The 24501-nt window shown below is 71.7% G+C and carries 17 protein-coding genes; 15 read left to right on the top strand and 2 right to left on the bottom strand.

Translation table 11 applies throughout. The features are described from left to right. The first annotated feature begins 75 nt into the window (after positions 1-75). The 4 genes from ACFZAM_RS13985 to ACFZAM_RS13970 all read left to right on the top strand — a co-directional run bounded on the left by ACFZAM_RS13985 (position 76) and on the right by ACFZAM_RS13970 (position 3647). Positions 76-522: a MarR family transcriptional regulator gene (locus tag ACFZAM_RS13985; protein ID WP_391045806.1), complete on the top strand. Its 447-nt coding sequence runs from the start codon at positions 76-78 to the stop codon at positions 520-522. A gap of 143 nt (positions 523-665) precedes the next feature. Then, the gene (locus ACFZAM_RS13980) at positions 666-1859 is read left to right on the top strand and encodes an acetyl-CoA C-acyltransferase (protein ID WP_391045804.1); all 1194 of its coding nucleotides are present in this window, start codon (positions 666-668) and stop codon (positions 1857-1859) included. A 220-nt stretch (positions 1860-2079) separates the two neighbouring features. Next, complete coding sequence (locus tag ACFZAM_RS13975; RefSeq protein WP_391045802.1) at positions 2080-2946, top strand: metallophosphoesterase; 867 nt, start codon at positions 2080-2082, stop codon at positions 2944-2946. Beyond that, a complete protein-coding gene (locus tag ACFZAM_RS13970; protein WP_391045800.1) occupies positions 2943-3647 on the top strand; it encodes a 4'-phosphopantetheinyl transferase superfamily protein in 705 nt (234 codons plus the stop codon). Before ACFZAM_RS13975 ends, ACFZAM_RS13970 begins: the two co-directional genes overlap by 4 nt. 308 nt (positions 3648-3955) lie before the next feature. Here the strand turns inward: ACFZAM_RS13970 and ACFZAM_RS13965 are convergent, their stop codons facing one another. Together ACFZAM_RS13965 and ACFZAM_RS13960 are read right to left on the bottom strand one after the other, a co-directional pair. Continuing rightward, positions 3956-5008: a substrate-binding domain-containing protein gene (locus ACFZAM_RS13965; RefSeq protein ID WP_391045798.1), complete on the bottom strand. Its 1053-nt coding sequence runs from the start codon at positions 5006-5008 to the stop codon at positions 3956-3958. Between the two features lie 138 nt (positions 5009-5146). After that, a complete protein-coding gene (locus ACFZAM_RS13960; RefSeq protein ID WP_391045795.1) occupies positions 5147-8200 on the bottom strand; it encodes a discoidin domain-containing protein in 3054 nt (1017 codons plus the stop codon). A gap of 388 nt (positions 8201-8588) precedes the next feature. On the opposite strand from ACFZAM_RS13960, the gene ACFZAM_RS13955 reads away from it, so the two are divergent. The 11 genes from ACFZAM_RS13955 to ACFZAM_RS13905 all read left to right on the top strand — a co-directional run bounded on the left by ACFZAM_RS13955 (position 8589) and on the right by ACFZAM_RS13905 (position 24249). Continuing rightward, complete coding sequence (locus ACFZAM_RS13955) at positions 8589-9893, top strand: extracellular solute-binding protein (RefSeq protein WP_391045792.1); 1305 nt, start codon at positions 8589-8591, stop codon at positions 9891-9893. Between the two features lie 377 nt (positions 9894-10270). After that, the gene (locus ACFZAM_RS13950) at positions 10271-11272 is read left to right on the top strand and encodes an ABC transporter permease subunit (RefSeq protein ID WP_391045789.1); all 1002 of its coding nucleotides are present in this window, start codon (positions 10271-10273) and stop codon (positions 11270-11272) included. Next, on the top strand, positions 11269-12141 hold the full coding sequence (locus ACFZAM_RS13945) for a carbohydrate ABC transporter permease (RefSeq protein ID WP_188285249.1): 873 nt from the start codon (positions 11269-11271) through the stop codon (positions 12139-12141). Before ACFZAM_RS13950 ends, ACFZAM_RS13945 begins: the two co-directional genes overlap by 4 nt. A gap of 2 nt (positions 12142-12143) precedes the next feature. After that, on the top strand, positions 12144-14834 hold the full coding sequence (locus tag ACFZAM_RS13940; protein ID WP_391045785.1) for a glycoside hydrolase family 3 C-terminal domain-containing protein: 2691 nt from the start codon (positions 12144-12146) through the stop codon (positions 14832-14834). A 201-nt stretch (positions 14835-15035) separates the two neighbouring features. Then, positions 15036-16316 (top strand): alpha-L-fucosidase, encoded by a 1281-nt coding sequence (locus ACFZAM_RS13935; RefSeq protein ID WP_391045784.1) that lies wholly within the window; start codon positions 15036-15038, stop codon positions 16314-16316. A gap of 179 nt (positions 16317-16495) precedes the next feature. After that, positions 16496-17677, top strand: a complete 1182-nt coding sequence (locus ACFZAM_RS13930) for an ROK family protein (protein WP_391045781.1) — start codon at positions 16496-16498, stop codon at positions 17675-17677. 614 nt (positions 17678-18291) lie between these two features. Beyond that, positions 18292-19728 carry an aldehyde dehydrogenase family protein gene (locus ACFZAM_RS13925; protein WP_391045778.1) on the top strand — a complete coding sequence of 479 codons (1437 nt, stop codon included), beginning with the start codon at positions 18292-18294 and terminating at the stop codon, positions 19726-19728. A 17-nt stretch (positions 19729-19745) separates the two neighbouring features. Then, positions 19746-21053, top strand: coding sequence for a sugar ABC transporter substrate-binding protein (locus ACFZAM_RS13920; RefSeq protein ID WP_355346802.1), 1308 nt, complete (start codon positions 19746-19748; stop codon positions 21051-21053). Then, entirely contained in the window at positions 21053-21949 is an 897-nt protein-coding gene (locus ACFZAM_RS13915) for an ABC transporter permease subunit (protein ID WP_391045776.1), read from the top strand. The genes ACFZAM_RS13920 and ACFZAM_RS13915 overlap by 1 nt, the downstream gene beginning before the upstream one ends. A gap of 5 nt (positions 21950-21954) precedes the next feature. Continuing rightward, complete coding sequence (locus tag ACFZAM_RS13910; RefSeq protein ID WP_391046200.1) at positions 21955-22851, top strand: ABC transporter permease subunit; 897 nt, start codon at positions 21955-21957, stop codon at positions 22849-22851. A gap of 189 nt (positions 22852-23040) precedes the next feature. Beyond that, positions 23041-24249 (top strand): glycoside hydrolase family 6 protein, encoded by a 1209-nt coding sequence (locus ACFZAM_RS13905; RefSeq protein ID WP_355346796.1) that lies wholly within the window; start codon positions 23041-23043, stop codon positions 24247-24249. Positions 24250-24501: the final 252 nt, after the last annotated feature.

Below are 24501 nucleotides of genomic sequence, written 5' to 3'. Positions count from 1 at the left end.
TCGGTGCGTACGGGATGATGAGTGACGGGATCATAGGGGCTCACCCATCATTGGTGCCAGCCTACAATGAGGTCCATGAACGGAACACCGCCCACCCTCGCCGCCCTCACGACGTATCTGCTGTCGAAGACCGGCAAGGCCGCGCGCGGCAGGCTGGCCGCCGAACTGTCCGACGAGGGTCTGCGGCTGTGGCACATGGCGGTGCTCGCCGCGCTCGCCGACTTCGGCCCGCAGGTGCAGCGGGAGCTGGCGGGGAGGCTGGGCGTCGACCCCAGCGACATGGTGAAGGTCGTCGACGAACTGGCCGCGTCCGGCTGCGTCGACCGCGCCCGCGACACGGCCGACCGCCGCCGGGTCCGCGTCGCCCTCACCCCGGCGGGACGCGACCGCCTCGCCGCGCTCACCGCCCGCGCCGAGGCCGTACAGGACGACGTGCTCGCCCCGCTCGACGCGCGCGAACGGGCCCAATTGCACGCCCTGTTGCTGCGGGTGCACGACGGGCTGCCCGCCGGGGGACGGTGAGACCGCGGCAGCGGCGGGGCTGGGGAGTGCCGGGAGCGGCCCTCGCCCCCGTAAACTTGCGGTGCTAGTTTACGGGGGCGGTACGTACCCACACCCGGGGCCGCCCGACCCGCACCATCGGGTCCCGCCAGGAGGAGCACGCGATGCGACCTGTCCACTTCGCCGCCGCCCGCCGCACCCCCATCGGGAAGCTGCGGGGAGCGCTCTCCACGGTCCGCCCCGACGACCTGGCGGCGACCGTGCTGCGCGGTCTGCTGGACGGCGTGCCCGCGCTCGACCCCGCCAGGATCGACGACGTCTACTGGGGCGCGGCGAATCAGTCGGGCGAGGACAACCGCAATGTGGCGCGGATGGCCGTGCTGCTCGCGGGCCTGCCGGACAGCGTGCCCGGCGCCACCGTCAACCGGCTCTGCGCGTCCGGGCTCGAAGCCGTCACCGCCGCCGCCCGCATGATCGCGGCGGGCGAGGCCGACATCGTGGTCGCGGGCGGCTCCGAGTCGATGAGCCGCGCCCCCTTCGTCCTGCCCCGCCCCGACGACGCGCTGCCGCACACGATGCCGACGTACGACACCCGGCTCGGCTGGCGGCTCACCAACGACCGGATGCGCGAACTGCACGGCGTGCTGGCGATGGGGGAGACGGCGGAGGAGGTCGCCACGCGGTACGGCGTCAGCCGCGCCGACCAGGACGCCTTCGCGCTGCGCAGCCACCGCAATGCCGCCGCGGCCCGTGGGAAGGGCCTCTTCGACGCCGAGATCCTGCCCGTCACCCGGCCCGACGGCGTGGTCGTCACGCGGGACGAGTGCATCCGCGAGGACACCACGGCCGAGCGGCTGGCCGCGCTCAAGCCGGTCTTCCGCAAGGACGGCACCGGGACGGTCACCGCGGGCAACGCCTCGCCGATGAACGACGGCGCCGCCGGGCTGCTGCTGGTCAGCGAGGAGGCGCTGGGCGACCTCGGACTCGAATCCCTCGGCCGGTACGCGGCCGGGGCCAGCGCCGGAGTGCACCCGGACGTCATGGGCGTCGGGCCGGTCCCGGCGACCCGGCGCGTGCTCGCCCGGCTCGGCAGGACCGTCGACAGCGTCGAGGAGGCCGAGTTCAACGAGGCGTTCGCCGCCCAGGCGCTGGCCTCCGTGCGCGAACTCGGCGTCGACCCCGAACTGGTCAACCCCGACGGCGGCGCCATCGCCCTCGGCCACCCGCTCGGCTGCTCGGGCGCCCGTATCCTCACCACCTTGCTGCACCGGATGAACCGCACCGGCGCCCACCGGGGCCTGGCAACCATGTGCGTCGGGGTCGGCCAGGGCACGGCGGTGCTGGTCGACCGCGACTGAGCCGCGACTGAGCCGCGACTGAGCGGTGACGGACGCGCGACGGACGCGCGCTCGATCCGTGTCGGTGCGACGGTGCCGCCGGCCGGGCGAAACGGCGGCGAGGGTGACGGGAACCACCTCCGTGACACCCGCCCGCGGACCCGAAAGCCCGGTGCCGTCCGCCGCCGTCTGGGACAATCGATCGCGTGCCTACACCACTTAGCGGACGAGTTGACGCACGTTGACCGGCCCCGACAGCGGGGCGCAGCTACTCGCGATCAGTGACCTGCACGTCGGTTACGCGGCCAACCGCCTCATCGTGGAGCAGTTGCGGCCGGGGACGGACGAGGACTGGCTGATCGTCGCCGGAGACGTCGCCGAGAACTCCGAGGACATCATCTGGGCGCTGAGCACGCTCAAGCAGCACTTCTCCACCGTCATCTGGCTGCCGGGCAACCACGAGCTGTGGACCCCGCCGGACGACCTGGTGCAACTGCGCGGCGAGGCCCGCTACCGCCACCTGGTCGAGGAGATCCGCCGCCTCGGCGTCATCACACCCGAGGACCCGTACCCCCTGTGGGAGGGCGAGCGGGGGCCGGTCGCGGTCGTGCCGATGTTCCTGCTGTACGACTACACGTGGCGCGACGGCACGCCCGGTGCCACCACCAAGGAAGAGGCGCTGGCGCACTCGCGGGACCTCGGCGTGATCTGCAACGACGAGCGGTTCCTGCACCCCGACCCGCTGCCGGGCCTCGACGACTGGTGCCGGGTCCGGGTGGCCGAGACCGAGGCGCGCCTGGAGGCGCTGGACCCGGCGCTGCCGACGGTGCTGGCCAACCACTTCCCGCTGCACCGCGATCCGACGCGCATCCTGCGCTACCCGTCGTTCGCGCTGTGGTGCGGCACCGAGCGGACCGAGCAGTGGCACACCCGCTTCCGGGCCGCCGAGGTCGTCTACGGGCATCTGCACATCCCGCGCGTGATGTGGCGCGACGGCGTCCGCTTCACCGAGGTCTCGCTCGGCTACCCGCGCGAGTGGGGGCGCCGCGACACCGGGCCCGCGGGGCCGCGGCGGATACTGGCCGGACGTCAGGGCGTCCGCCGGTGATCGAGCACCTGCTGCCCGCCGCCGTCCGCTCACGGGCCGTGTACGGCGCGGAGCTCGACAGTGCGCCGCTCTTCCCCGAGGAGGCCGCGGCCGTCGCCAAGGCGGTCGCCAAGCGCCGCGCCGAGTACGCGGCGGGCCGCGCCTGCGCCCGCGCCGCGCTGGCCGGGCTCGGGATCGCGCCGGGGCCGATTCCGCGCGACCCCGACCGGGGCGCGCCGGTCTGGCCGGCCGGCGTCGTCGGCAGCATCACCCACTGCGACGGCTACCGTGCCGCGGCGGTCGCCCGTACCTCCGACGTCCACACCCTCGGCATCGACGCGGAGCCGCACGGACCGCTGCCCGAGGGGGTGCTCAAGGTCGTCACCGCCACCGACGCGGAGGCCGCCGCGCTGGAGCGGCTGGGCGAGGAAGCACCCGAAATCCACTGGGACCGGCTGCTGTTCAGCGCCAAGGAGACCGTCTACAAGGCGTGGTATCCCTTCCACCGCAAGATGCTCGGCTTCGAGGAGGCCGAACTCCTCTTCACCCGCGACCCCGACGCCCCCGACCGCGGCGGCTACACCGCCCGCCTCCTGATCCCCGGCCCCCTCCTCGCCGAGGACATCGGCCCCGACATCTTCACCGGCCGCTGGACCACCCGCAACGGCCTCGTCACCACGGCGATCGTCGTCCCCAACCCAACGGCTGCGCCTGCCGCTTGACCCCCGCGACACCCCGGCCCCAGCACCTCGCGCACCGGACCCGTGCGCGGCCTGGCGGCCCAGCCCGGAATTCCGCCAAGGCGCCCCGTCCGCCGAGCCAGCGCCCCAACCCGCCGAACCCCCGACCCGATCCGCCCACCGGCCTCCGCCGCCGGGTGGCCAAGTCCGGGCAGACGCCAAACGACCTGCGCCGTCAGGCGCCGCGCGGCGGAGTGCCGGTACCGAGCGCCGTCGGGCGGAATCGTGGCGGGCGTGGGCGCCGTCCCGCTGCGGGGGGTGGGGGCGGGCGCGGTTGATGACCTCCGCCGTCAGGCGGATTCGCGGGGGATCAGGGTTGTTTTGAAGATCGCTGAGCGGGTCTGCTGGGCGGGGTCGTCGATGAGGGCCATCAGGAGCTTCGCCATTTCCGCGGCCATGTCCTCCACCGGCTGGCGGATGGTGGTGAGCAGGGGGCGGGAGGACAGGGCGGCGCTGCTGTCGTCGAAGCCGATGACGGCCACGTCGTCGGGCACGCGGCGGCCGTGGTCGCGCAGGACGAGAAGGGCGCCCTGGGCCATGAGGTCGTTGGCGACGAACACGCCGTCGGTGTCGGGCTGTTCGGACAGCAACTGCTTCATCGCCCGCTCGCCGCCCTCCTGCGTGAAGCTGCCCTCGACGCTGGGGACGTACGCGTAGCCGTGCTCGGCCATCGCCTCGCGGAAGCCCGCGAGGCGGTCCTGGCCCGCGGGGGAGTCGGCCGGGCCCGCGATGGTGGTGATCCGGCGGCAGCCGCGGGCCAGCAGGTGCTCGGCGGCGAGCTTCGCGCCCGCCTGCTGCGCGACGTCCACGAAGCTGATCGGGATCGGCGTGGCCGGCCGGGCGAACAGCACGGTCGGCAGCCCGGCCTCCGTGAGCAGGGACGGCAGCGGGTCGCCCGGCGCGATCGACACCAGCACCACGCCGTCGATGTGCTCCTGCCGCAGATTCGGCACCAGCGAGCGCCGCGCCTTCTCGGAGTCGGCGAGCATCAGCAAGGGGTGCACGCCGCGCGGGCGCAGCACCGTGAGCAGGCCGCCCACTATCCGGCCGAAGAACGGGTCGCTGAAGACCTGCCCGAGGAAGGGGTCGTCGGCCGCGTGGTGGTCGGGCACGGAGAAGACCAGCGCGACCGAGTCCGTACGCCGGGTGACCAGTGACCTGGCCGCGCGATTGGGGATGTACCCGGTCGCCTCGACCGCCTCCTGGACGACCTTCTGGATCTCCGGATCGACATTGCGCGTCCCGTTGACCACACGGGACACCGTCGCCCGCGACACCCCGGCGGACCGCGCGACGTCTTCCAGTGTGGGCAGGCGGGGCCCGGCAGGACGGCTGCTCGTCATGGTCCAGTTATACCACGCACGGAGAGCGCTCTCCCTAAGTCCTGGTCGGACAACACGCAGATGGGGCGGGGTACGGCAGCCCCCCACAGGCCCGCCGCGCCCCGCCCCGGTCTCAACCGCGCGCCCCGGTCACCCGGGTCACGCGTACACCCCGAACTCGTACAGCGAGTACCCGTAGGCCGTGCCGCGCTGCGTCAGATTCAGCCGCACATAGCGGCCGGACCCGTTGACGTCGAACGTCTCCACGCCGCCGGTCGCGGTGGTCGTGCTGTAGATGTCCGTCCACGCGTTGCCGTCGTTGGACACCTGCACCTGGTACGACTTCCCGTAGGCGGACTCCCAGCCGAGCTGGATGTGCTTGATCGCGGTGGTCTGCCCGAGGTCGACCCGCAGCCACTGCGCGTCGGTCCAGTCGGTCGCCCACCGGGTGTCCCAGCGCCCGTCCGTGGTGTTCGACGGCGGGAACGGCGCCCCGTTGCCGGTCTGCTGGTACGAGGACGCGGTCGTCGGCTTGCCGAGCGCCACGTTCGTACCGCCGACCGTCGGCGCCACCACGCGGAACGACTTGGTCTCGATACCCACGTTCCCGTGCCCGTCGAAGGCGTACACGTACACCTTCCACACCCCGAGCGTCTTGGGCGCGGTCACCGTGAACCTGCCGTCGCCGGTCTGCGTGAACGTGACCTGTTGCAGACCGGTCCCGCTGTCCACGTACTTGGTGGAGTACATGAGCTGATACCGGATCAGATCGCCGTCCGGATCGGTCGCCGACGCCGAGACGTCGAAGGTGCCGCCTGCCGGGACGGAACCGCTGTTGCCGACCGTCATCGAGCTGATCACCGGCGGGGTGTTGGCCTGCGGCGTGCCGCCGTAGTCCTTCGCCACCGAGTAGTACATCATCCGGTTCCAGCTCGCCGGGCGGACGTTGAACCACACGCCGCCGAAGTCGTTCTCGTTGCCGTAGTGGAAGATCGTGGCGCCGAGCGCCACCCCGGTGTGGCCCGAGATGCAGTTCCACGCGGACAGGTACGCGTCCCGCTTCTGGATGTCCGTCGGCTCGGTGGGCACCCCGTTCGCGTCGTTCGGCACCTCCCACTCACCGGCCTCGCCGGTCTCGGTGACGATGTACGGCTTGGTGTAACCGCCGTTGATCCAGTCCTGCTTCACATTGCAGACCGCACCGTAGGAGTTGACCGCGTAGAGGTCGAGCGACGGCGTGTACTGCTTGTAGTACGGCCACGCGCCGGTCCACGCGTCCGTCGACGTCACCGGGTGGTTCGGGTCGATCGCGTGGATCGCCTGCGTCACCTGCTCGACGAACTTCGCGTAGGCGATGCGCTGTTGCTCGATCGCGGCGCCCGAGTAGTGGTCCTGCGTGGTGAGGATGACCTCGTTGCCGACGTCCCACATCAGCACGCCCGGGTGGTTCTTGTACGTCGTCACCCAGTTCTTGATGTCGTTGAGCGTGTTGGTCTTGTACGCCGTGTCGTTGACGTAGTCCGCGCCTTGGTTGAGCCAGAAGCCGTTGACCACCTTCAGACCGAACTGCGCGGCGGCGTCCAGCAGCGGCTTGGTGCCCGCGTCGGTGCCCCAGGTGCGCACGGTGTTGACGCCCATCGCCTTCAGGTCACGCATGTGCGCGTTCGCCGTGTCGTTGGACGGACCCCAGGTCATGCCCTTGACGGTGTACGGCGCCCCGTTGACGGTCAGCTTCCAGTTGCCCTGGCCGCCCGTGACGTGCACGTCGCTGGCGCCGGTCGGCACCGGCGGGTCGGTGAGCGGGGTCGGCACGGTGCCCGCGGCGATCTGGGAGACCGTCACGTTGTCGATGCTCAGCGCGCCGCCGGAGGAGGTGTCGGCGGCCGGAGAGGTGCAGCCGCAGACGGAGTTGGGGTAGGAGCCGCCGATCCGGAGGCTGAAGTCCACGAAGACGCCGTGGTGCACGGCCGCCTCCCAGGTCGCGACGCCGACCTGCGACTCGCTGACCTGCCAGATCTGCTTGCCGTCGAGGTAGTAGCGGATCTGCTCGTCGGACTTCGTGCGGTCGATGATCTCGGAGTACGTGTGGTAGCCGGTCTGGCAGCCGGAGCAGGTGGCCAGACCGCTGGTCTTGCCGTTGTACTCGTCGCAGTTGCCGCCGGGCGCGGTGCCGCAGTGCAGGGTCGCCGAGAGCTGCGAGCGGCCGTTGACGTTCTCCATGATGTCGCTCTCGCCGACGGCCGGCCACGCGCCGGGGTTGCCCCGGAAGGCGGCGCCCATCGCGCGGAAGGACGGCCAGTAGCCCAGCGCCTTGGCCGGATTCGGCTGCTTGAGCGTGGCGGAGATCTGGAGCTGGCCGCCCGCGGGCGCCGCGAAGTCGGTCCGCTTGGACTCGATCCGGCCGGACGTCCAGGCCGTACCCGACTTCAGGGCCGTCAGGTTGAGGTGGCCGTTGCCGTCGAGGCCCACGTTCGCGGGGGAGTTGGTGGCGGTGTCGACCTCGCCGGTGCCCCAGTTGGCGGGGCCGCCGGGGTAGGCGGTGCCGGTGTCCGTGATCCAGTTGGCGGCGCTGGGCGAGGTGCCCGCCGCGCCGGTGAAGTCGTCGCTCCACACCGTGGTCCAGTTGCCGGGCGGCGGCGTGCCCGTACCGCCGTTGTCACCGCCGGTCGTACCGCCCGTGCCGCCGGAGCCCGCGGTGCCGTACACCTGGAACTCCCACAGCGAGTAGCCGTAGCCGTTGTTGCGCACGGTGCCGTTGATCCGGACGTACCGGCCGGTGCCGCTGACCGTGAGGGTCTGGGTGCCGCCGGTGCCGGTGGTCGTGGAGTAGATCGTCGTCCAGCCGCCGGTGCCGGTGTCGGAGACCTGGATCTGGTACGCCGTCGCGTAGTTCTCCCAGTTCAGCACGACCTTGCTGACGGTGGAGGTGGCGCCGAGGTCGACCTGGAGCCACTGCGGGTCGCTCCAGACGCTGGCCCAGCGGGTGCCGGCGTCGCCGTCGACCGCGGCGGAGGCCGGGTAACCGGCGCCCTCGGTGCTGGACGCGGTGGCGGGCTTGCCCTGCGAGAGCAGGGTGTCGGCGGCGTGCGCGGCCGTGGTGGGGACGGCGAGCGCGTACAGCGCGAGGCCCATGGCGAGGAGCACCAGAAGGGCCGCGCGCAGCGACGGTGGAAGGGATCTGAACCGGGCGGTCGGTGAGTGTGAGGCTCTCATGCCGATTCTCCTGCGGGGGGAGGTGAGGGAGGGAGGGTGCGGCTCTCCGGGACGGCGGGTTCCGGGGCATGGAGCATTCGGGAGAGCGCTCTCTCAGTGGGCAGATGGTTGCGTCCCGGTTTCCGGGGTGTCAAGGCATCGGACACGAGATGACGACATGTCCCGCTCGTTATGCCCTCTAACATCCTGAATCGGCAGGTCTGTTCACCATCGGAACGTGCGTATCCGGTGCGGATCGGAGTACCGGGTCTTGACACACGCCCGTGCGGGGCGTGAATGTACCGGCATTGGGAGAGCGCTCTCCAAGCGTTCTTTTCCTGCCTGCCCCGGGGTCCCTCCGGCCGCCCCGCCCGTCCGCCCAGAGACCGAGAAATCCGAGGAAGTCCCCATGAGCGACACAGGAAACAGACGCAGGACGTGGCTCGCGGGAGGGGGCGCCGTACTGGCCGCCGCGCTCCTGGCCACCGGCTGCGGAAGCGACTCGACGTCCAAGTCCGGTTCCGGCGACGACGCCGACGCCAAGACCACGCTCACCGTGAACCTGTTCTCGGACTTCGGCTACAAGGACCTCTACGCCCAGTACCACAAGCTCCACCCGAACATCACGATCAAGGAGAACCGCGCCGACCTGGGCGCCCACCACCAGAACCTGCACGCGCACCTGGTCGCGGGCAGCGGCTCCGCCGACATCGAGGCGATCGAGATCGGCCAGGTCGCGGGCTTCCAGTCAGAGGCGAGCAAATTCGTCAACTTCCTGGACGAGGGCGTCGACAAGAACCAGTGGGTGCCGTCCAAGACCGCCCCCGCCTCCAGCCGGGACGGCTCCTCGCTCTTCGGCCTCGGCACCGACATGGGCGGCATGGCGCTCTGCTACCGCGCCGACCTCTTCCAGAAGGCCGGGCTGCCCACCGACCGGCAGGCCGTCTCCTCGCTGGTGTCGAGCTGGGACTCCTACTTCTCCACCGGCAAGCAGTTCCTCGCCAAGAGCCCGGACAAGAAGGTCAAGTGGTTCGACGCGGGCAGCAATGTCTTCTCCGCGATGACCGCCCAGGCGCCGCAGGCGTTCTACGACGCGGACGGCAAGGTCGTCGCCGCGTCCAACCCGGCGGTCAAGCAGGCGTTCGACACGGTCGCGGGCGCCATCAAGGACGGTGAGTCGGCCGGTATCGCCGCCTTCACTCCCGCCTGGGACACCGGCTTCCGCAAGAGCCAGTTCGCCACCGTGACCTGCCCGGCCTGGATGAGCTACGAGTTCAAGGCCAACCCGCCCGCCGACGGCGGCAAGTGGGACATCGCCACCATCCCCGGCGGCGGCGGCAACTGGGGCGGCTCCTATCTGACGGTGCCCAAGCAGGGCAAGCACACCAAGGCCGCCGTCGAGCTGGCCAAGTGGCTCACCGCGCCCACCCAGGAAGCCTGGCTCTTCAAGAACAAGGGCTTCTTCCCCTCCGACCAGGCGCTGTGGACCTCGCCCGACATCGCGAACCTGACCGACCCGATGTTCAACGGCGCGCCCACCGGCAAGATCTTCTCCGACTCCGCGAAGAACCTGAAGCCGCAGCCGCTCGGCCCGCACGGCGCCGACATCGGCAACATCTACGGCAACGCCCTGGTCTCGGTCGAACAGGGCAAGGCGAGCGTGGACAAGGCGTGGAGCAACGCCAACGCCGAGATCAAGAACATCGGCGAGTAGTGCCCGGCCGGCGGGCACGGGTGCCGGGCGCCGCTCGCGCCGCCCATGACCCGCCGGTCCCGGCACCACCCTTCCGGCGTCCCGGAGCCGGGCCCCGAGCCCGGACTCCCGGACCGAAGTGGCCGCCGGATCGCGGCGGGCGGCCACCGGATCCCGCCGTCCGCGCGGACCGCTGTCCCGAGCGGGCCGCGCGGACGGTGGGGCACGACGGGAGCCGGCCCCGAACGTGAGGTCCTCAGATCCTCCGGTTCCCTGACCGCCCCGAGGTTCCCGTTCCGGGCCGCTCGCGCCACTCGACGGGCCGGCGGGGGTTGCGCACCCTTCCCACTCCCCGCCCACCGCGTACCCCCCGCCGGCCACCAACCAGGAGCAGATGCATGGCCGTCTCGACCGGCACCCCGCCCGCCGCCTCGCAGGACAACCCCTCGCCCGGAAAGGCGGCGCCCGACTTCGCCCCCGCCAAGGGGGCCCGCTGGCACCGGGCCGAGCGTCGCCTGTCGCCGTACTTCTACATCTCGCCGTTCTTCCTCGTCTTCGGCGTCTTCGGCCTGTTCCCGCTGCTCTACACGGCGTATGTGTCGCTCACCGCCTGGCGGGCCGACACCGACGGCAGCAGGCACACCTTCGTCGGCCTCGACAACTACCGCACCCTGCTGCACGACCAGTTCTTCTGGAACGCGCTGCGCAACACCCTCGGCATCGGCGTGCTCTCCACCGTCCCGCAACTGCTGCTCGCGCTGGGCCTGGCCCACCTGCTCAACTACCGCCTGCGGGGCCGCACTTTCATCCGGATGGGCGTGCTGCTGCCCAACGTCACCTCGGTCGCGGCCGTCACGATCATCTTCGTCCAGCTCTTCGGCCGCGACTTCGGCCTGGTCAACTGGTTCCTCGGCCTCTTCGGCGTCCCGCACACCGACTGGCAGGCGGGCACCTGGTCCTCCTGGATCGGCATCTCCACCATCGTCACCTGGCGCTGGACCGGCTACAACGCGCTGATCTACCTCGCCGCGATGCAGGCCGTCCCCTTCGAGCTGTACGAGGCCGCCGCGATCGACGGGGCCAGCCGGTGGCGGCAGTTCAGGTCCATCACCATCCCGGTGCTGCGCCCCACCATCTTGTTCACCGTCATCACCTCGACCATCGGCGCGCTCCAGATGTTCGGCGAGCCACTGCTGTTCAGCGCCAGCCAGACCCCGATGGCGGGCGGCTCGCAGCACCAGTTCCAGACGATGGCGCTGTACTCGTACGACCAGTTCTGGGGGAAGTTCAAATACGGCTACGGCGCCGCGATCTCCTGGGCGATGTTCCTGGTCATCGTCGTGATCGTCGCCGTCAACTTCCTTCTGGCCCGCCGCATGAAGGGAGTCGAGGCCGCATGACCACCCTGCCGCTCACCAAGCGCCCCCGCCGCCGGTCCGGCCGGGACCGTCAGCTCTCGGCCGGCAAGGGCGTCTACGTCGCGCTCGCCGTCGTCGTCGGACTCTCGGTCTTCCCGCTGTACTGGACGCTGGTCGCCGCCTCGCGGGACAACGCCGCGCTCAGCCAGGTGCCGCCCGCGCTGCTGCCCGGCAGCCACCTCCTGTCCAACCTGCGCCGGGCGTTCGACCAGGCCGACATGCAACTGGCCCTGGTCAACTCGCTGATCGTGGCCGGCACGGTCACCGTCTCGGTGGTGCTGACCTCCACGCTCGCCGGATTCGCCTTCGCCAAGCTGCGGTTCCCCGGCCGGAGTCCGCTGCTGGGCTCCGTGGTGGCGACGATGATGGTCCCCACCCAGCTCGGCATCATCCCGCTCTACATCATGATGGCGAACTGGCTGCACTGGGCGAACCACCTCCAGGCGCTCATCGTGCCCGCCGCCGCCAACGCCTTCGGCGTGTTCTTCATGCGGCAGTACCTGGTCACGGCCATCCCCGACGAACTGCTCGACGCGGGCCGGATGGACGGCTGCACGACCCGGGGCCTGTACTGGCACATCGCACTGCCCGCCGCCCGCCCGGCGATGGCGGTGCTCGGCATGCTCACCTTCATGGCCAGTTGGAACGACTTCTACTGGCCCAAGGTGGTCATGACCCAGCAGAACCCCACGGTGCAGCTCTCGCTGTCCGAACTGGCCAGCGGCTACATCCAGGACTACTCCCTGGTGCTCACCGGGGCGCTCGTCTCCAGCCTGCCGATCATCGCGGTCTTCCTGCTGATGGGCCGTCAAATCCTGGACGGCATCATGCAGGGGGCCATGAAGGGATGACCATGATCACTCCCGAGTCCGAGTCCCTGCCCCTTCCCGGGCCCGCGACGCTGTCCGATCCCGCGTCGGGGAACGGGTCGGGGCCCGCGCCGGGGTCCGCGTCACAGCCCGCGTCGGAGGCGGAACCCGCCCCGTCCGACGCGGAGTTGGACGCGCTCGTCGCCAAGCTCGACCTCCCCGCCAAGGTCCGGCTGCTCTCCGGCGCCAGTTCCTTCAGGACGCAGGGCGAACCGGCCGTCGGCCTGCGGGAGATGGGCGTGTCCGACGGGCCCGCGGGCGTACGCGGCGAGCGCTGGGACGAACGCGACACCGCGCTCGTCCTGCCGTCGCCGACCGCGCTCGCGGCGAGCTGGGACGAGGAACTCGTCGCCGAACTGGGCGGTCTGCTCGCCGCGGAGGCCCGCCGCAAGCGGATCGACATCATGCTCGCCCCCACCCTCAACCTGCACAGGACCCCGGCGGCCGGACGGCACTTCGAGTGCTACTCCGAGGACCCGCTGCTCACCGGACGCACGGCCGCCGCGTACATCCGCGGCGTCCAGGCCGGCGGCGTCGCGGCCACCGCCAAGCACTACGTGGCCAACGACTCGGAGACCGAACGTCTGACGCTGGACGCCCGCGTCGACGAACGCACCCTGCGCGAGGTGTACATGGCGCCCTTCGAGGCCGCGGTGCGCGCGGGCGTGTGGGTGGTGATGTCCGCGTACAACGCGGTCAACGGCATCACCATGTCCGAGAGCCCGCTGCTGGCCGAACCGCTCAAGGGCACCTGGGGCTTCGACGGGGTCGTGGTTTCCGACTGGGGCGCGGTCCGGTCCACCGAGGAGTCGGCGCTCGCCCCGCAGGACCTCGCGATGCCGGGGCCGCACCCGCTGTGGGGCGAGCCGCTGGTGGCGGCGGTCCGCGAGGGCAGGGTGCCCGAGACGGTGATCGACGACAAGGTCCGCCGATTCCTGCGGCTCGCCGCACGGGTCGGTGCGCTGGAGGGCTTCCAGGGGACCTTGTCACCCCTGGAAGCCCACGGCGAAACACGAGCGACCCCTCCGGCGACCGCCGCGCCGGTCGTGTCCGACGACGCCCGCGCCCTGCTGCGCCGCGCGGTCGCCGCCGCGAGCGTCCTGCTGCGCAACGAGGGCGGGCTGCTGCCGCTCGACCCGGCCCCCGGACGAGGGACCGGCCCGGACGGTCCGGACGGCGGGCCGCCGCGGATCGCCGTACTCGGCCCGAACGCCGCCGCCGCGCGCGTCCAGGGCGGCGGCAGCGCGGGCGTCTTCCCGATCGAGGTCGTCTCGCCGCTCGACGGCATCAGGGACGCGGTCGGCGACAGCGCCGAGGTCGTGCACGCCGAGGGCGTCGTCCTCACCACCCGCCCGACCCCGCTGCACAGCGGCAACTCCCGCGACCCGCGCAGCGGCGCACCCGGCGTCCTGGTCCGCTACCTCGCCGCCGACGGCGCCGAGATCCACGCCGAGCACCGGCTCAGCGGCCGGATCCTGGAGTCGGGCGACGCGCCGGAACTCGCCGCCACCGCGGCGGCCGTCGAGGTCAGCGCCCTGGTCACACCGGATGTCACGGGAGAGTGGCGGTTCGCCGTCGTCGGCCTCGGCGCGGTCACACTGCGGGCGGACGGCGAGACGCTGATCGACACCTATGTGCGGCCCGAATCGCGGGACCCCACATATGTCCATGTCACACCGTCCTTCCGGGTGGCGTCCCGGCAGGTGACGGCGGGCGGTGAACTGCTGCTGGTCGCCACCCGGCACTGGGAGGCGGACGACGGCTTCGCGGTCGCGCTGGCCGCCGACCCGCCGCGCCGCGACGAGGACGAGTCGATCGCCGAGGCCGTGGCGCTGGCCCGCGACGCGGACGTGGCCGTCGTGGTCGTCGGCACCACCGACGAGATCGAGAGCGAGGGCTTCGACCGTACGTCGCTCGCGCTCCCCGGCCGCCAGGACGAACTCGTCGCCGCGGTCGCCGCCGCCAACCCCCGTACCGTGGTGATCGTCAACTCCGGCGGACCGGTCGAACTGCCCTGGCGGGAGAGCGTCCCCGCGGTGCTGCTGAGCTGGTTCCCCGGCCAGGAGGCCGGACACGGCCTGGCCGACGTGCTGTTCGGCCACGCCGAGCCCGGCGGGCGGCTGCCCACCACCTGGGCCGGACTCGCCGAGGGCGCGCCCCTGCCGTCCACCACTCCCGCAGACGGTGTGCTGCCGTACGAGGAAGGGCCGTATATCGGCCATCGTGCGTGGCGCAGGGCGGGCGCGGAACCCGCGTACTGGTTCGGTCACGGGCTCGGCTACACCACCTGGGACTACCGGCTGCTGGACGTGCCCGAGGCGGCGGAGGAGACCTCGGGCCACGGCGAAGCCGCAGGTGAGGACGGGGAACGGGACATCGTGGTACGGGTCGCGCTGCGCAACACCGGGGCGCGTGCCGGCCGCGAGGTCGTCCAGGTCTACCTCGGCACCGGGCCCGACGGCGACTATGACAACGGTGGACCGCGACTGGCCGGATTTACCGCGGTCCGGGCCGAGCCCGGTGAGGATGTCGTGGCGGAAGTTCACGTGGCAGCACGGTCGTTCCAGCGGTGGTCACCCGCGGAAGGACGCTGGCGGAGCCGCCCGGCCCCGTACACGCTGTACGCCGGGCCCACGGCCGCCCGGCTGCCGCTCTCCGCGCCACTGGCGTTCTGAGAGAACGCACCGAGACCGGGGCGCCCCCCTCACCTGACAGTCGGGGGCGTCCCCCGGGCACACTCCGGCCCGGTCCTGATCCGGTGGAGCCTGGGGGTTCCTGAGGGATCCTGAGGGGGATTGATTGCCCGGACCGGCGAACCGTAAGGTCAACGCGTCCCGGCAACACATCCGATGTATCGTCTCGCGAGGACGCGCCCCATGCCCATGCAGCCCTGGTTCGCCGACGCCAAGCTCGGCATCTTCATCCACTACGGGATCTACGCCGTCGACGGCGTCCCCGAGTCGTGGTCCTTCTACACCGGGCAGGTCACCCGGGAGCGGTACATGAAGCAGCTCGCGGGGTTCACCGCCGCCGCGTACGAACCGGACGACTGGGCGCGGCTGTTCGCCCGCGCCGGCGCCCGCTACGCCGTGCTGACGGCCCGTCACCACGACGGCGTGGCCCTGTGGGACACCGCCCGCGAGGACGGCCTGTCCGTCACCCGCGACACCCCCGCGGGCCGCGACCTGCTCGGCGGCTACGCCGACGCGCTGCGCGCCGAAGGGCTCAAGGTCGGCTTCTACTACTCCCACTCCGACTGGTCGCACCCCGACTACCCGTCCGTCCGGCACCCCGACCCCGACCCGCTCCAGGCCGCCGTCAACGACAACCCGCTCAGCGCCCCCGCGCCGGGCGCGGAGGACCCCGCCGCCTGGCGGCGCTACCTCGGCTACCGCGACGCCCAGGTCGTGGAACTGGCCGAGCGGTACCGCCCCGACCTGCTGTGGTTCGACGGCGAGTGGGAGCGCGCCGAGGAGCAGTGGGGCATCGACACGCTGGCCGACGCCGTCCTCGCGGTCAACCCCGAGACGGTCTTCAACGCCCGGATGTTCAGCCGCGGCGACTACGCGACCCCCGAGCAGGGCGTCCCGCTCCAGGCCCCCGACGGCCCCTGGGAGCTGTGCCTGACCGTCAACGACTCCTGGGGCTACCAGGGCCACGACGACCACCAGAAGTCGGTCGGCCAGCTCGTGCGCTACTTCACCGAGACGATCGGCGCGGGCGGCAATCTGCTGCTGGACGTGGGCCCGCGCGAGGACGGCACGATCACCGCGGAGCAGGCGGCCCGCCTCGAAGGGCTCGGCGACTGGATCGCCCGGCACTCCGCCGCCGTCTACGGCACCGTCGCCGGACTCCCGGCCGGTCACCACTACGGTCCGAGCACCCTCTCCGCCGACCGGCGCACCCTCTACCTGACCTGCTTCGACGCCCCGCGTGAGACGGTCTCACTGCGCGGCCTGCGCAACGCCGTACGCCGCGTGACCGTGGTGGGCACCGGTGCCGAACTCGGCCACGAGGTCACCGGCGGCCTGCACGACGTACCGGGAGTGCTGTGGATCGACGCGCCCTCGGCGGCCGACGTGGACGAGCACGCCACCGTGCTGGCCGTGGAACTGGACGGCGAACTCGACCTCTACCGGGGGACGGGACGGGTGTGAGGAGTGGTCCAAGGACGCTCGCGGGTCGGTGGGAAGGGGTGAGTTAACCCGTAAGCATCCGATGTCTTGGTTCCTGGGGAGTGCTCCCCAAAGCGGAGAGTGGGTGATCTGGCACTATGTGCCCTGTACTGCGCTCTCCCGGGGGTGCCGTGTCCGACCGACATCGTGGAGGGAGCCCGGTGACGCGCGACGTGGGCCGGACGACGAGGGACCTGCGTCGGCACAACCGCACATCGGTGCTGACCCGGCTCTATCTGCACGGCCCCGCCAGCCGCTACGACCTGATGCGCGCCACCGGGCTCAGTTCCGCCACCGTCAGCAACGTCGTCACCGACCTGGTCGCGGACGGCCTCGTCGCCGAGGCGGGACTGCTCGACTCCGACGGCGGCCGTCCCCGCACGCTCCTCGAAGTACGGCCCGGATACGGGCAGGTGGCCGGGGTCGACATCGGTGAGACCCACGTCCAGGTCGGGCTCTTCGACTGGACGCTCGACACCCTCGCCACCGCCACCTACCCGATGGACACCGGACGGCCCGACCCCGCGGTGCTGGCCGGTCTCGTGACGGCGGGCATCGAGGAGGTCACCGCCAAGGCGGGCGTCGACACCGGCACCCTGCTCGGCGTGGGCGTCGGCGTGCCCGGCGCCGTCCTGCCCGACGGCTCGGTCCACGCGCCGACCCTCGGCTGGTCGGACGTCCCCTTCGACGCGCTGCTCAGGCCGCACATCGCGGCGCCCCTGCACCTCGACAACTGCGCCCGCACGCTCGGCCAGGCCGAGATGTGGCGCGGCGCGGGCCGGGGCGCCGAACGCGCCATCGTCGCGCTGCTCGCGGTCGGCGTCGGCGCCGCCGTCGCCACCGGCTCGCCCGGCGGCGTCACCAGCACCACCAGCGAGTGGGGCCACACCGTCGTCGAGGCGGGCGGCGCCGCGTGCCGCTGCGGCTCCCACGGCTGCCTCGAGGCGTACGTCGGCGCCGACGCCATCCTCGGCCACTACGGGCGCATCCCCGGCGCCCCCGAACTCCCCGGCGTCGGCACCGAGGCGCGCGTCGCTGCGCTCGTCGCCGCCGCCTCCCGGCCGGGCCCGGCGGCCGACACGGTCCGCTGGACCGCGGAGTACCTCGGCATCGGCATCGCCAACCTGATCAATCTGCTCAGCCCCGACCGCGTCATCCTCTCCGGCTGGGTCAGCGGCGCCATGGGCCCGACGATGCTCCCCGCCGTACGCGACGCGATGCGCCGCCACACGCTCGACTACCTGGCGGCGGGCACGGCGGTGGAACTGGGCCGCCTGGGCCCGGAGGCGGTGGCGCTGGGCGCGGCGACGCTGCCGGTGCACGGGGTGTTGACGGGGGGGTAGGGGGGCGGTCCGCGTCTGGTCGGTGGTGCGGGGGCGCGGCGGCGGGGAGCGGTCTTGGGTGAGCTCAGCGTGGCGGCGAACCGTGGGTGGGAGCCGCCTTGCGTCGGCGCACCGGTGCGGGTCACTGTCCCGCGTTCGCGAACCGGTGCGGCGAACCGTGGGTGGGAGCCGTCTTGCGCAGGCTCACCGTCCTTCCCCTTTTTTTGCCGCCCTCTCGCCTCCGGCGGCTTAGATCCGGTGTCGACGCTCCTCTTCGACGGTCGCTCGTTCCTCGCTCCCTGCTCATCGTCGCTTTCGACACCGGCGCCGCCTTTGGCTCGCTGGCTACCGGCGAACCCCACCGCGCAGCGGTGCCGCAGGGGCGCAGCCCCTCACGCAAACGCACCCCACCGGCGAACCCACCTGCGCAGCGGTGCCGTAGGGGCGCAGCCCCTCGCGCAGCCGCACCCAGCGGCGAACCGCGGGGCGGGGCGGTGAGCTGGTGGGGAACCGGCTGGGGGATGTGGGGCCCGGGAAAAAGTTGTGTGCGACGGATTGACCGGTGATCGGTCGCTACTTAGTTTAAGTCCAAGAAAAAGGCGGCTCATTTCGGTACCCCCTTCCTTGGAGAACGTATGCCCTCGCATCCCGGAGACGGTCGGCTGTACATCGACGGCGAGTTCGTGGCGGCGGCGTCGCGGAGGAGCGGGGTGGTGGAGGAGAAGGCGACGGGGCGGGAGATCGGGCGGTACGCGCTGGGGGCGGCGGAGGACGTGGACCGGGCGGTGGCGGCGGCGCGGGCGGCGCAGTCGGGGTGGGCGGGGCTGGCGGCGCCGGAACGGGGCCGGTATGTGCGGGAGTTGGGGCGGTATCTGGAGGACCGGTTCGGGGAGCTGGTCGAGCAGAGCATGCGGGAGACGGGCGGGGTGAGGGCGAAGGCCGAGGACGAGGTGGGGACGAGCGTGCGGCAGCTCGCCTTGTCGGCGGTGCAGGTGAGCGAGAACGCGGGGGAGATCCTGCCGCCGTACAAGGCGGGGAAGCTGTCGCTGTCGCGGGTGGTGCCGCTCGGGGTGCTGGGGCTGATCACGCCGTGGAACTACCCGATGAATCTGGCGATGCGGGCGGTGGCGCCGGGGCTGGCGTTCGGGAACACGGTGGTGCTGAAACCGGCGGAGCTGACGCCGGTGATCGGGGGGCAGGTGCTGGCGGAGGCGGCCGAGCATGTGGGGCTGCCGCGCGGGGTGTTGAACGTGGTGACGGGGGAGGGCCCGGAGGCCGGGTGGGCATTGGCGCGGCATCAGGGGGTGGACATGCTGGACTTCACCGGGTCGCGGGAGGTGGGGCTGGCGATCAGCCGGGCGGCGGCGGGGGAGTTGCGGGACATCCGGCTGGAGTTGGGCGGCAGCAACGCGTTCGTGGTGCTGGACGACGCGGATGTGGAACTGGCCGCGGACTGCGCGATGGTGGCGTCGCTGGAGTTCCAGGGGCAGACGTGCATCAGCGCCAGTCGGCACATCGTGCAGCGGGCCGTCGCGGACGCGTATGTGGAGGCCGTGGTGCGGCGGGCGGCGGCGCTGAAGGTGGGGGACCCGTTCGACGCGGGGAACGCGTTGGGGCCGCTGATCAGCCGGGCGCAGCTCGACCGGCTGCACCGCACGATCGTGGAGCCGTCGCTGGCGATGGGCGCGCGGCTGGTGACCGGCGGCACGTACGAGGGGCTGTTCTACCGGCCGACGGTGCTGACCGGGGTGACGCCGCGGATGCCCGCGTTCCGGGAGGAGGTCTTCGGGCCGGTGATCCCGGTGACGGTGGTCGACACCGAGGAGGAGGCCGTGGCGCTGACCAACGGCCTTCCCATGCTGATGAATTCGGTCTTCACGCGGGATCTGATCCGCGGTCTGTCCGTCGCGGAGCGGCTCGCGGCGGGCGAGGTGCACGTCAACGACGCGCACGCCAGGCACGGCGCGGAGAACCAGATGCCCGGCTTCACGCGGCGGCAGTGGATCGGCCTCCAGCGCACGCCGTTGAACCTTCCCGACTGGGCCACCGCGCCCGCCACCGACGAGAGCTGAGGAACCACCCCATGGGCGTGACACGGACAAGAGCCGCCGTTGTGCTGGTGGCGGCAGGGCTGCTGGTGACGACGGCTGCCTGTGGCGGCGGATCGGACAAGAAGTCCGGCCAGGAGCCGAGCGGGAAGGGCAAGGTCGAACTGTCCTTCTGGGACTGGGACCCGAACATGGACAAGGTCGTCGCCAAGTGGAACACGGCGCACCCCGAGATCCACGTGAAGCTCTCCAACCCGGCGGGCGGTGACCAGTTGGTCGCCAAGATGATCACCGCGCACGAGGCGAAGAATGGTCCGGACATCGCCAAGGTCGAGTACCAGTCGTTGCCCGCGCTGGTCTCCAAGGGCGTCGTGCGGGACATCACCGAGTACACCAAGGACACCGTCGGGAAATTCGACCAACCGACCCTGAAGAGCACGGTGTTCGAGGGCAAGGTGTACGGCGTCCCGCAGGACGTCGCCCCGCTGATGCTCTTCTACCGCGCCGACCTGTTCACGAAGTACGGCCTGGCCGTACCGACGACGTGGGACGCGTACGCGGCGGCGGCCAGGACGCTGCGGGCCAAGGCGCCCAAGGCGTATCTGACCAACTTCGACGCGGCGGACCCCGGTTGGTTCACCGGCCTCGCCCAGCAGGCGGGCGCCGACTGGTGGACCACCAGCGGAACCACCTGGAAGGTCGACATCGCGGGCGCGCCCACGGTGAAGGTCGCGGACTACTGGCAGGGCCTGGTCGACGACGGCGTGATCGCCAAGAATCCGTCGTTCAGCCCGCAGTGGAACAAGCAGATGAACGACGGGACGCTGCTCACCTGGATCTCCGGCGCCTGGGCGCCCGCGCAGATCGGCGGCATCGCGCCCGCCACCAAGGGCAAGTGGGCGGTGGCGCCGCTGCCCGCGTGGACGGCCGGAGACCCCGCCACCGGCATCTGGGGCGGCTCCGCCACCACCGTCACCAGCGACTCCCGGCACCCGGCCGAGGCCGCCGCGTTCGCGTCCTGGCTGAACACCGACGACGCGGCGGTCACCGAGCAGGTCAAGCAGATCAACGTCTATCCCGCCGCCACCGCGGGCCGCTCGCTGCCCGTGCTCCAGGCCGCGCCCGCGTTCTTCCCGAACCAGCCGGACTTCTACGCCCAGGTCAAGAAGGTCGCGCCGGCCGCGCGCAGCTTCCCGATGTGGGGACCCGACGTCACCGTGACCTTCACCGGCTACACCGACAACTTCAGCAAGGCGCTCCAGGGCGGCGGTTCGTTCAAGGGCGCGCTCGACGCCATGCAGAGCGCCACCGTCGCGGACATGAAGAAGCTCGGATTCACGGTCGGCTGATGGGGCGTCAGACAACCACCGCGCGCAGGACCGGCCGGTTCCCGTATCTGCTGGTCCTGCCCGCCGTCCTGCTCTTCGCCGCCTTCGTCGTGGCCCCCGGGGTCTACGCGCTGCTGCTCAGCTTCCAGCGCCGCAAGGTCAACGGCGGGCTGCTCGGCGGCGGCACCCACACCGTATGGGCGGGTCTGGCCAACTACCGTGACGTGCTGGGGGATTCCGACCTCTGGTCGGGTGTCACGCGGATGCTGGCGCTCGGCGCGATCACCGTGCCGGGGACGGTGTTCCTCGCGCTGCTGTTCGCGGTGCTGCTCGACATGGAACGCACCCGGCTCAAGCGGATCACCCGGCTGACGATCTTCCTGCCGTACGCGGTCCCCGGCGTGATCGCCTCGCTGATGTGGGGCTTCCTCTACCTGCCCGCCACCAGCCCGATCGGCGGCGACCACGTCGACTTCTTCGGGCGGACCGCGGTCTTCTTCTCGGTCGCCAACGTGGCGGTGTGGGGCGCGGTCGGCTTCAACATGATCGTGATCTACACGGCGCTGCGCGCGCTGCCCGCCGAACTCCACGAGTCGGCGCGGCTGGACGGCGCGACCGAGTGGCAGATCGTGCTGCGGATCAAGGTGCCGCTGGTCATGCCCGCGGTGGTGATGTGCTGCCTGTTCACGGTGCTCGCCGCGCTCCAGGTCTTCAACGAGCCCAACACCCTCAAGCCGCTGTCCAACGCCGTCTCCTCCACCTGGGTGCCGCTGATGAAGATCTACGACGACGCCTTCGGCAACTCCGACATCCACGCGGCGGCGGCCACCTCCGTCGTCCTGACCGTCGCCGCGCTCGCCGTCTCCTTCGTGACCGCGCGCGTCATCCAGTCCCGGGTCCAGCGGGAGGCCAAGTGACCACCGTGACCACCGCCCCCGCGGGCGCCCCGCCGCGCGAGCGCCAGGAGCGCGGCACCCCGGCCCCCCGCCCCCGCATCGCGCTGCTCCCCACCGCCGCGCTCGTCCTCGGCGCGCTCTACTGCGTCGTGCCCACGCTCTGGATCCTGATCGCGGCCACCAAATCCCGCACCAAACTCTTCTCCACCGCCACCTACGTCCCCTCGCCCGACCTCGGACTGCTGCGCAACATCAGAGACTTGACGGACTATCAGCACGGCATCTTCTGGCGCTGGATGCTCAACAGCTTCTTCTACGCGGCGGTCGGCGGCCTGCTCGCCTCCTTCGTCTCCGCCGCCACCGGATACGCGCTGGCCAAATACGCCTTCCGCGGCCGTACCGCGCTGTTCAACACGATCCTCGCCGGAGTGCTGCTGCCGCAGATCGTGCTCGCCGTGCCGCAGTATCTGCTGCTGTCCAAGGCCGGCATGACGGACAGTCTGATCGGCGTGCTGCTCCCGCAGTTGTTCAACCCGTACGGCATCTACCTGTGCCGGATCTACGCCGCCGCCGCGGTGCCCGACTCGCTGCTTGAGGCCGGGCGGATCGACGGCGCGGGCGAGGCCCGGCTGTTCTTCTCCGTGGGGCTGCGGCTGATGGGCCCCGGCCTGGTCACGGTGTTCCTGCTCCAGTTCATCGCGATCTGGAACAACTTCCTGCTGCCGTACGTGATGCTCACCAGCGACGACAAATTCCCGCTCACCGTGGGTCTGTACAGCCTGCTGCGGCACGGCGCCGACGAGGCGTCGCTGTACTCGCTGGTGGTGACCGGCACGCTGCTGTCGGTCGTTCCCGTGATTGCGCTCTTCCTGTCGCTCCAGCGGTTCTGGCGAATCGATCTGGTGACGGGGGCGCTCAAGTAGGGTTCCTGGCTCGCGCCTGTGCCGGGTCCCCGCTCCTGTGCGGGCTTCATTTCTTGAAGCCCGCACAGGGGATTGACGGCGCCGCGCTATGAGGAGTTAATTCCCCTAGCCGTTCATGGGAGCGCTCCCACTCAGCGTCGCCCGGACAGCGCCCGCACTCCGTCCCGCCGTACCGAGGAGTCCACCCGCATGCCCGCACGCGTCCGCGCACGTACCGCCCGTACGCTCGTCACCGCCGCCACGGCCACCGCCGCGCTGGCCGCCGTCGCCGTCGCCCCGGCGCACGCGACGACCGGTCACGGCACGAACCCCGCCCCGCGCCCGCCCGCCGCGCTCTACACCCCGCCCGCCAACGCGGACGGGAACCGGCAGATCCTGGACCTGCTGCGGCACGGGCAATTCCGGGACGCGGCAGGGGTGTTGGCGATGACCCTGACCCCGCAGGCCGTCTGGTACGGCGACGGGACACCCGCCCAGGTGGAGAGCTCGGTCCACAAGACCGTCACCGACGCCGCCCGCCGCCACGCGCTGCCGGTGCTCGCGCTCTACAACATCCCCGGCCGCGACTGCGCCCAGTACTCGGCGGGCGGCGCCGCCAACACCGCCGAGTACGAGGCGTGGATCGACGCCGTCAAGCGCGGCATCGGGGCGCAGCCCGCCACGGTGATCCTCGAACCCGACTCGCTGGCGCTGCTCCCGTCCGACTGCGGCGCCGACGACGCGCAGGGCACCCTCACGGCCGCGCGCTACGACGAAATCCACTACGCCGTCGAGGCGTTGGAGCCGCAGGCGGGCACCAAGGTCTACCTGGACGCGGGCCACAGCGGCTGGCACAACGTCAACGACATCGTCCCCCGGCTGGTGGAGGCGGGCGTCGGCGACGCCACCGGCTTCTACCTGAACATCTCCAACTACCGCTCGGACAGCGAACTCGCCTGGTACGGCAAGCTCATCTCGTCCTGCCTCGCCTACGCGGCGGGCGGCGGCGACACCGCCGCCTGCCCCAACCAGTACTGGCCGGTCAACGACGCGCAGACCTGGCTGACCGCGAACGTGCACACCGCGCCGTCCGCCATGAAGCACTTCGTCACCGACACCAGCCGCAACGGCCAGGGCCCCTGGACCCCGCCGTCCGGCGTCTACACCGACGCGCAGGACTGGTGCAATCCCCCCGGCCGCGGCCTCGGGGCCAGGCCGACCCTGAACACCGGCGACCCGCTGGCCGACGCGAAGCTCTGGGTGAAGATCCCGGGCGAGTCCGACGGCCAGTGCACCCGCGGCACCGCGGGCCCGAACGACCCGGAACGCGGCTACGCGGACCCGGCGGCGGGCGCGTGGTTCACCCAGCAGGCGCTGGAACTGGTCCGCCGGGCCAACCCGCCGCTGCTGCCGCACTGATGCCGCCGGCCGCCTTCCCCGCCACCGCGCTCTCCCCGCTCGCGGCAGGGCGGGGAAGGCGGCCGTGCGCTTTCCCGTCCCCGCCGGTCCGACCCCCGCCCGACCCCCGACCACCCGAGCCCACTCGCGCCCACCCGAGCCCCCGCTGCGCCGCCGCCCGCTCCCGTGGACCGGAAGGCGACCGTCCGCCGGCCGTGGCGTGTGGGGCGCGAGTGACGCTTTCGCCGCCGTGGGCGCTGTGGGGAGTAGAGC

Source organism: Streptomyces sp. NPDC008079 (assembly GCF_042957385.1).
Lineage (GTDB): Bacteria > Actinomycetota > Actinomycetes > Streptomycetales > Streptomycetaceae > Actinacidiphila.
This window is presented reverse-complemented; position numbering and strand designations above follow the sequence as displayed.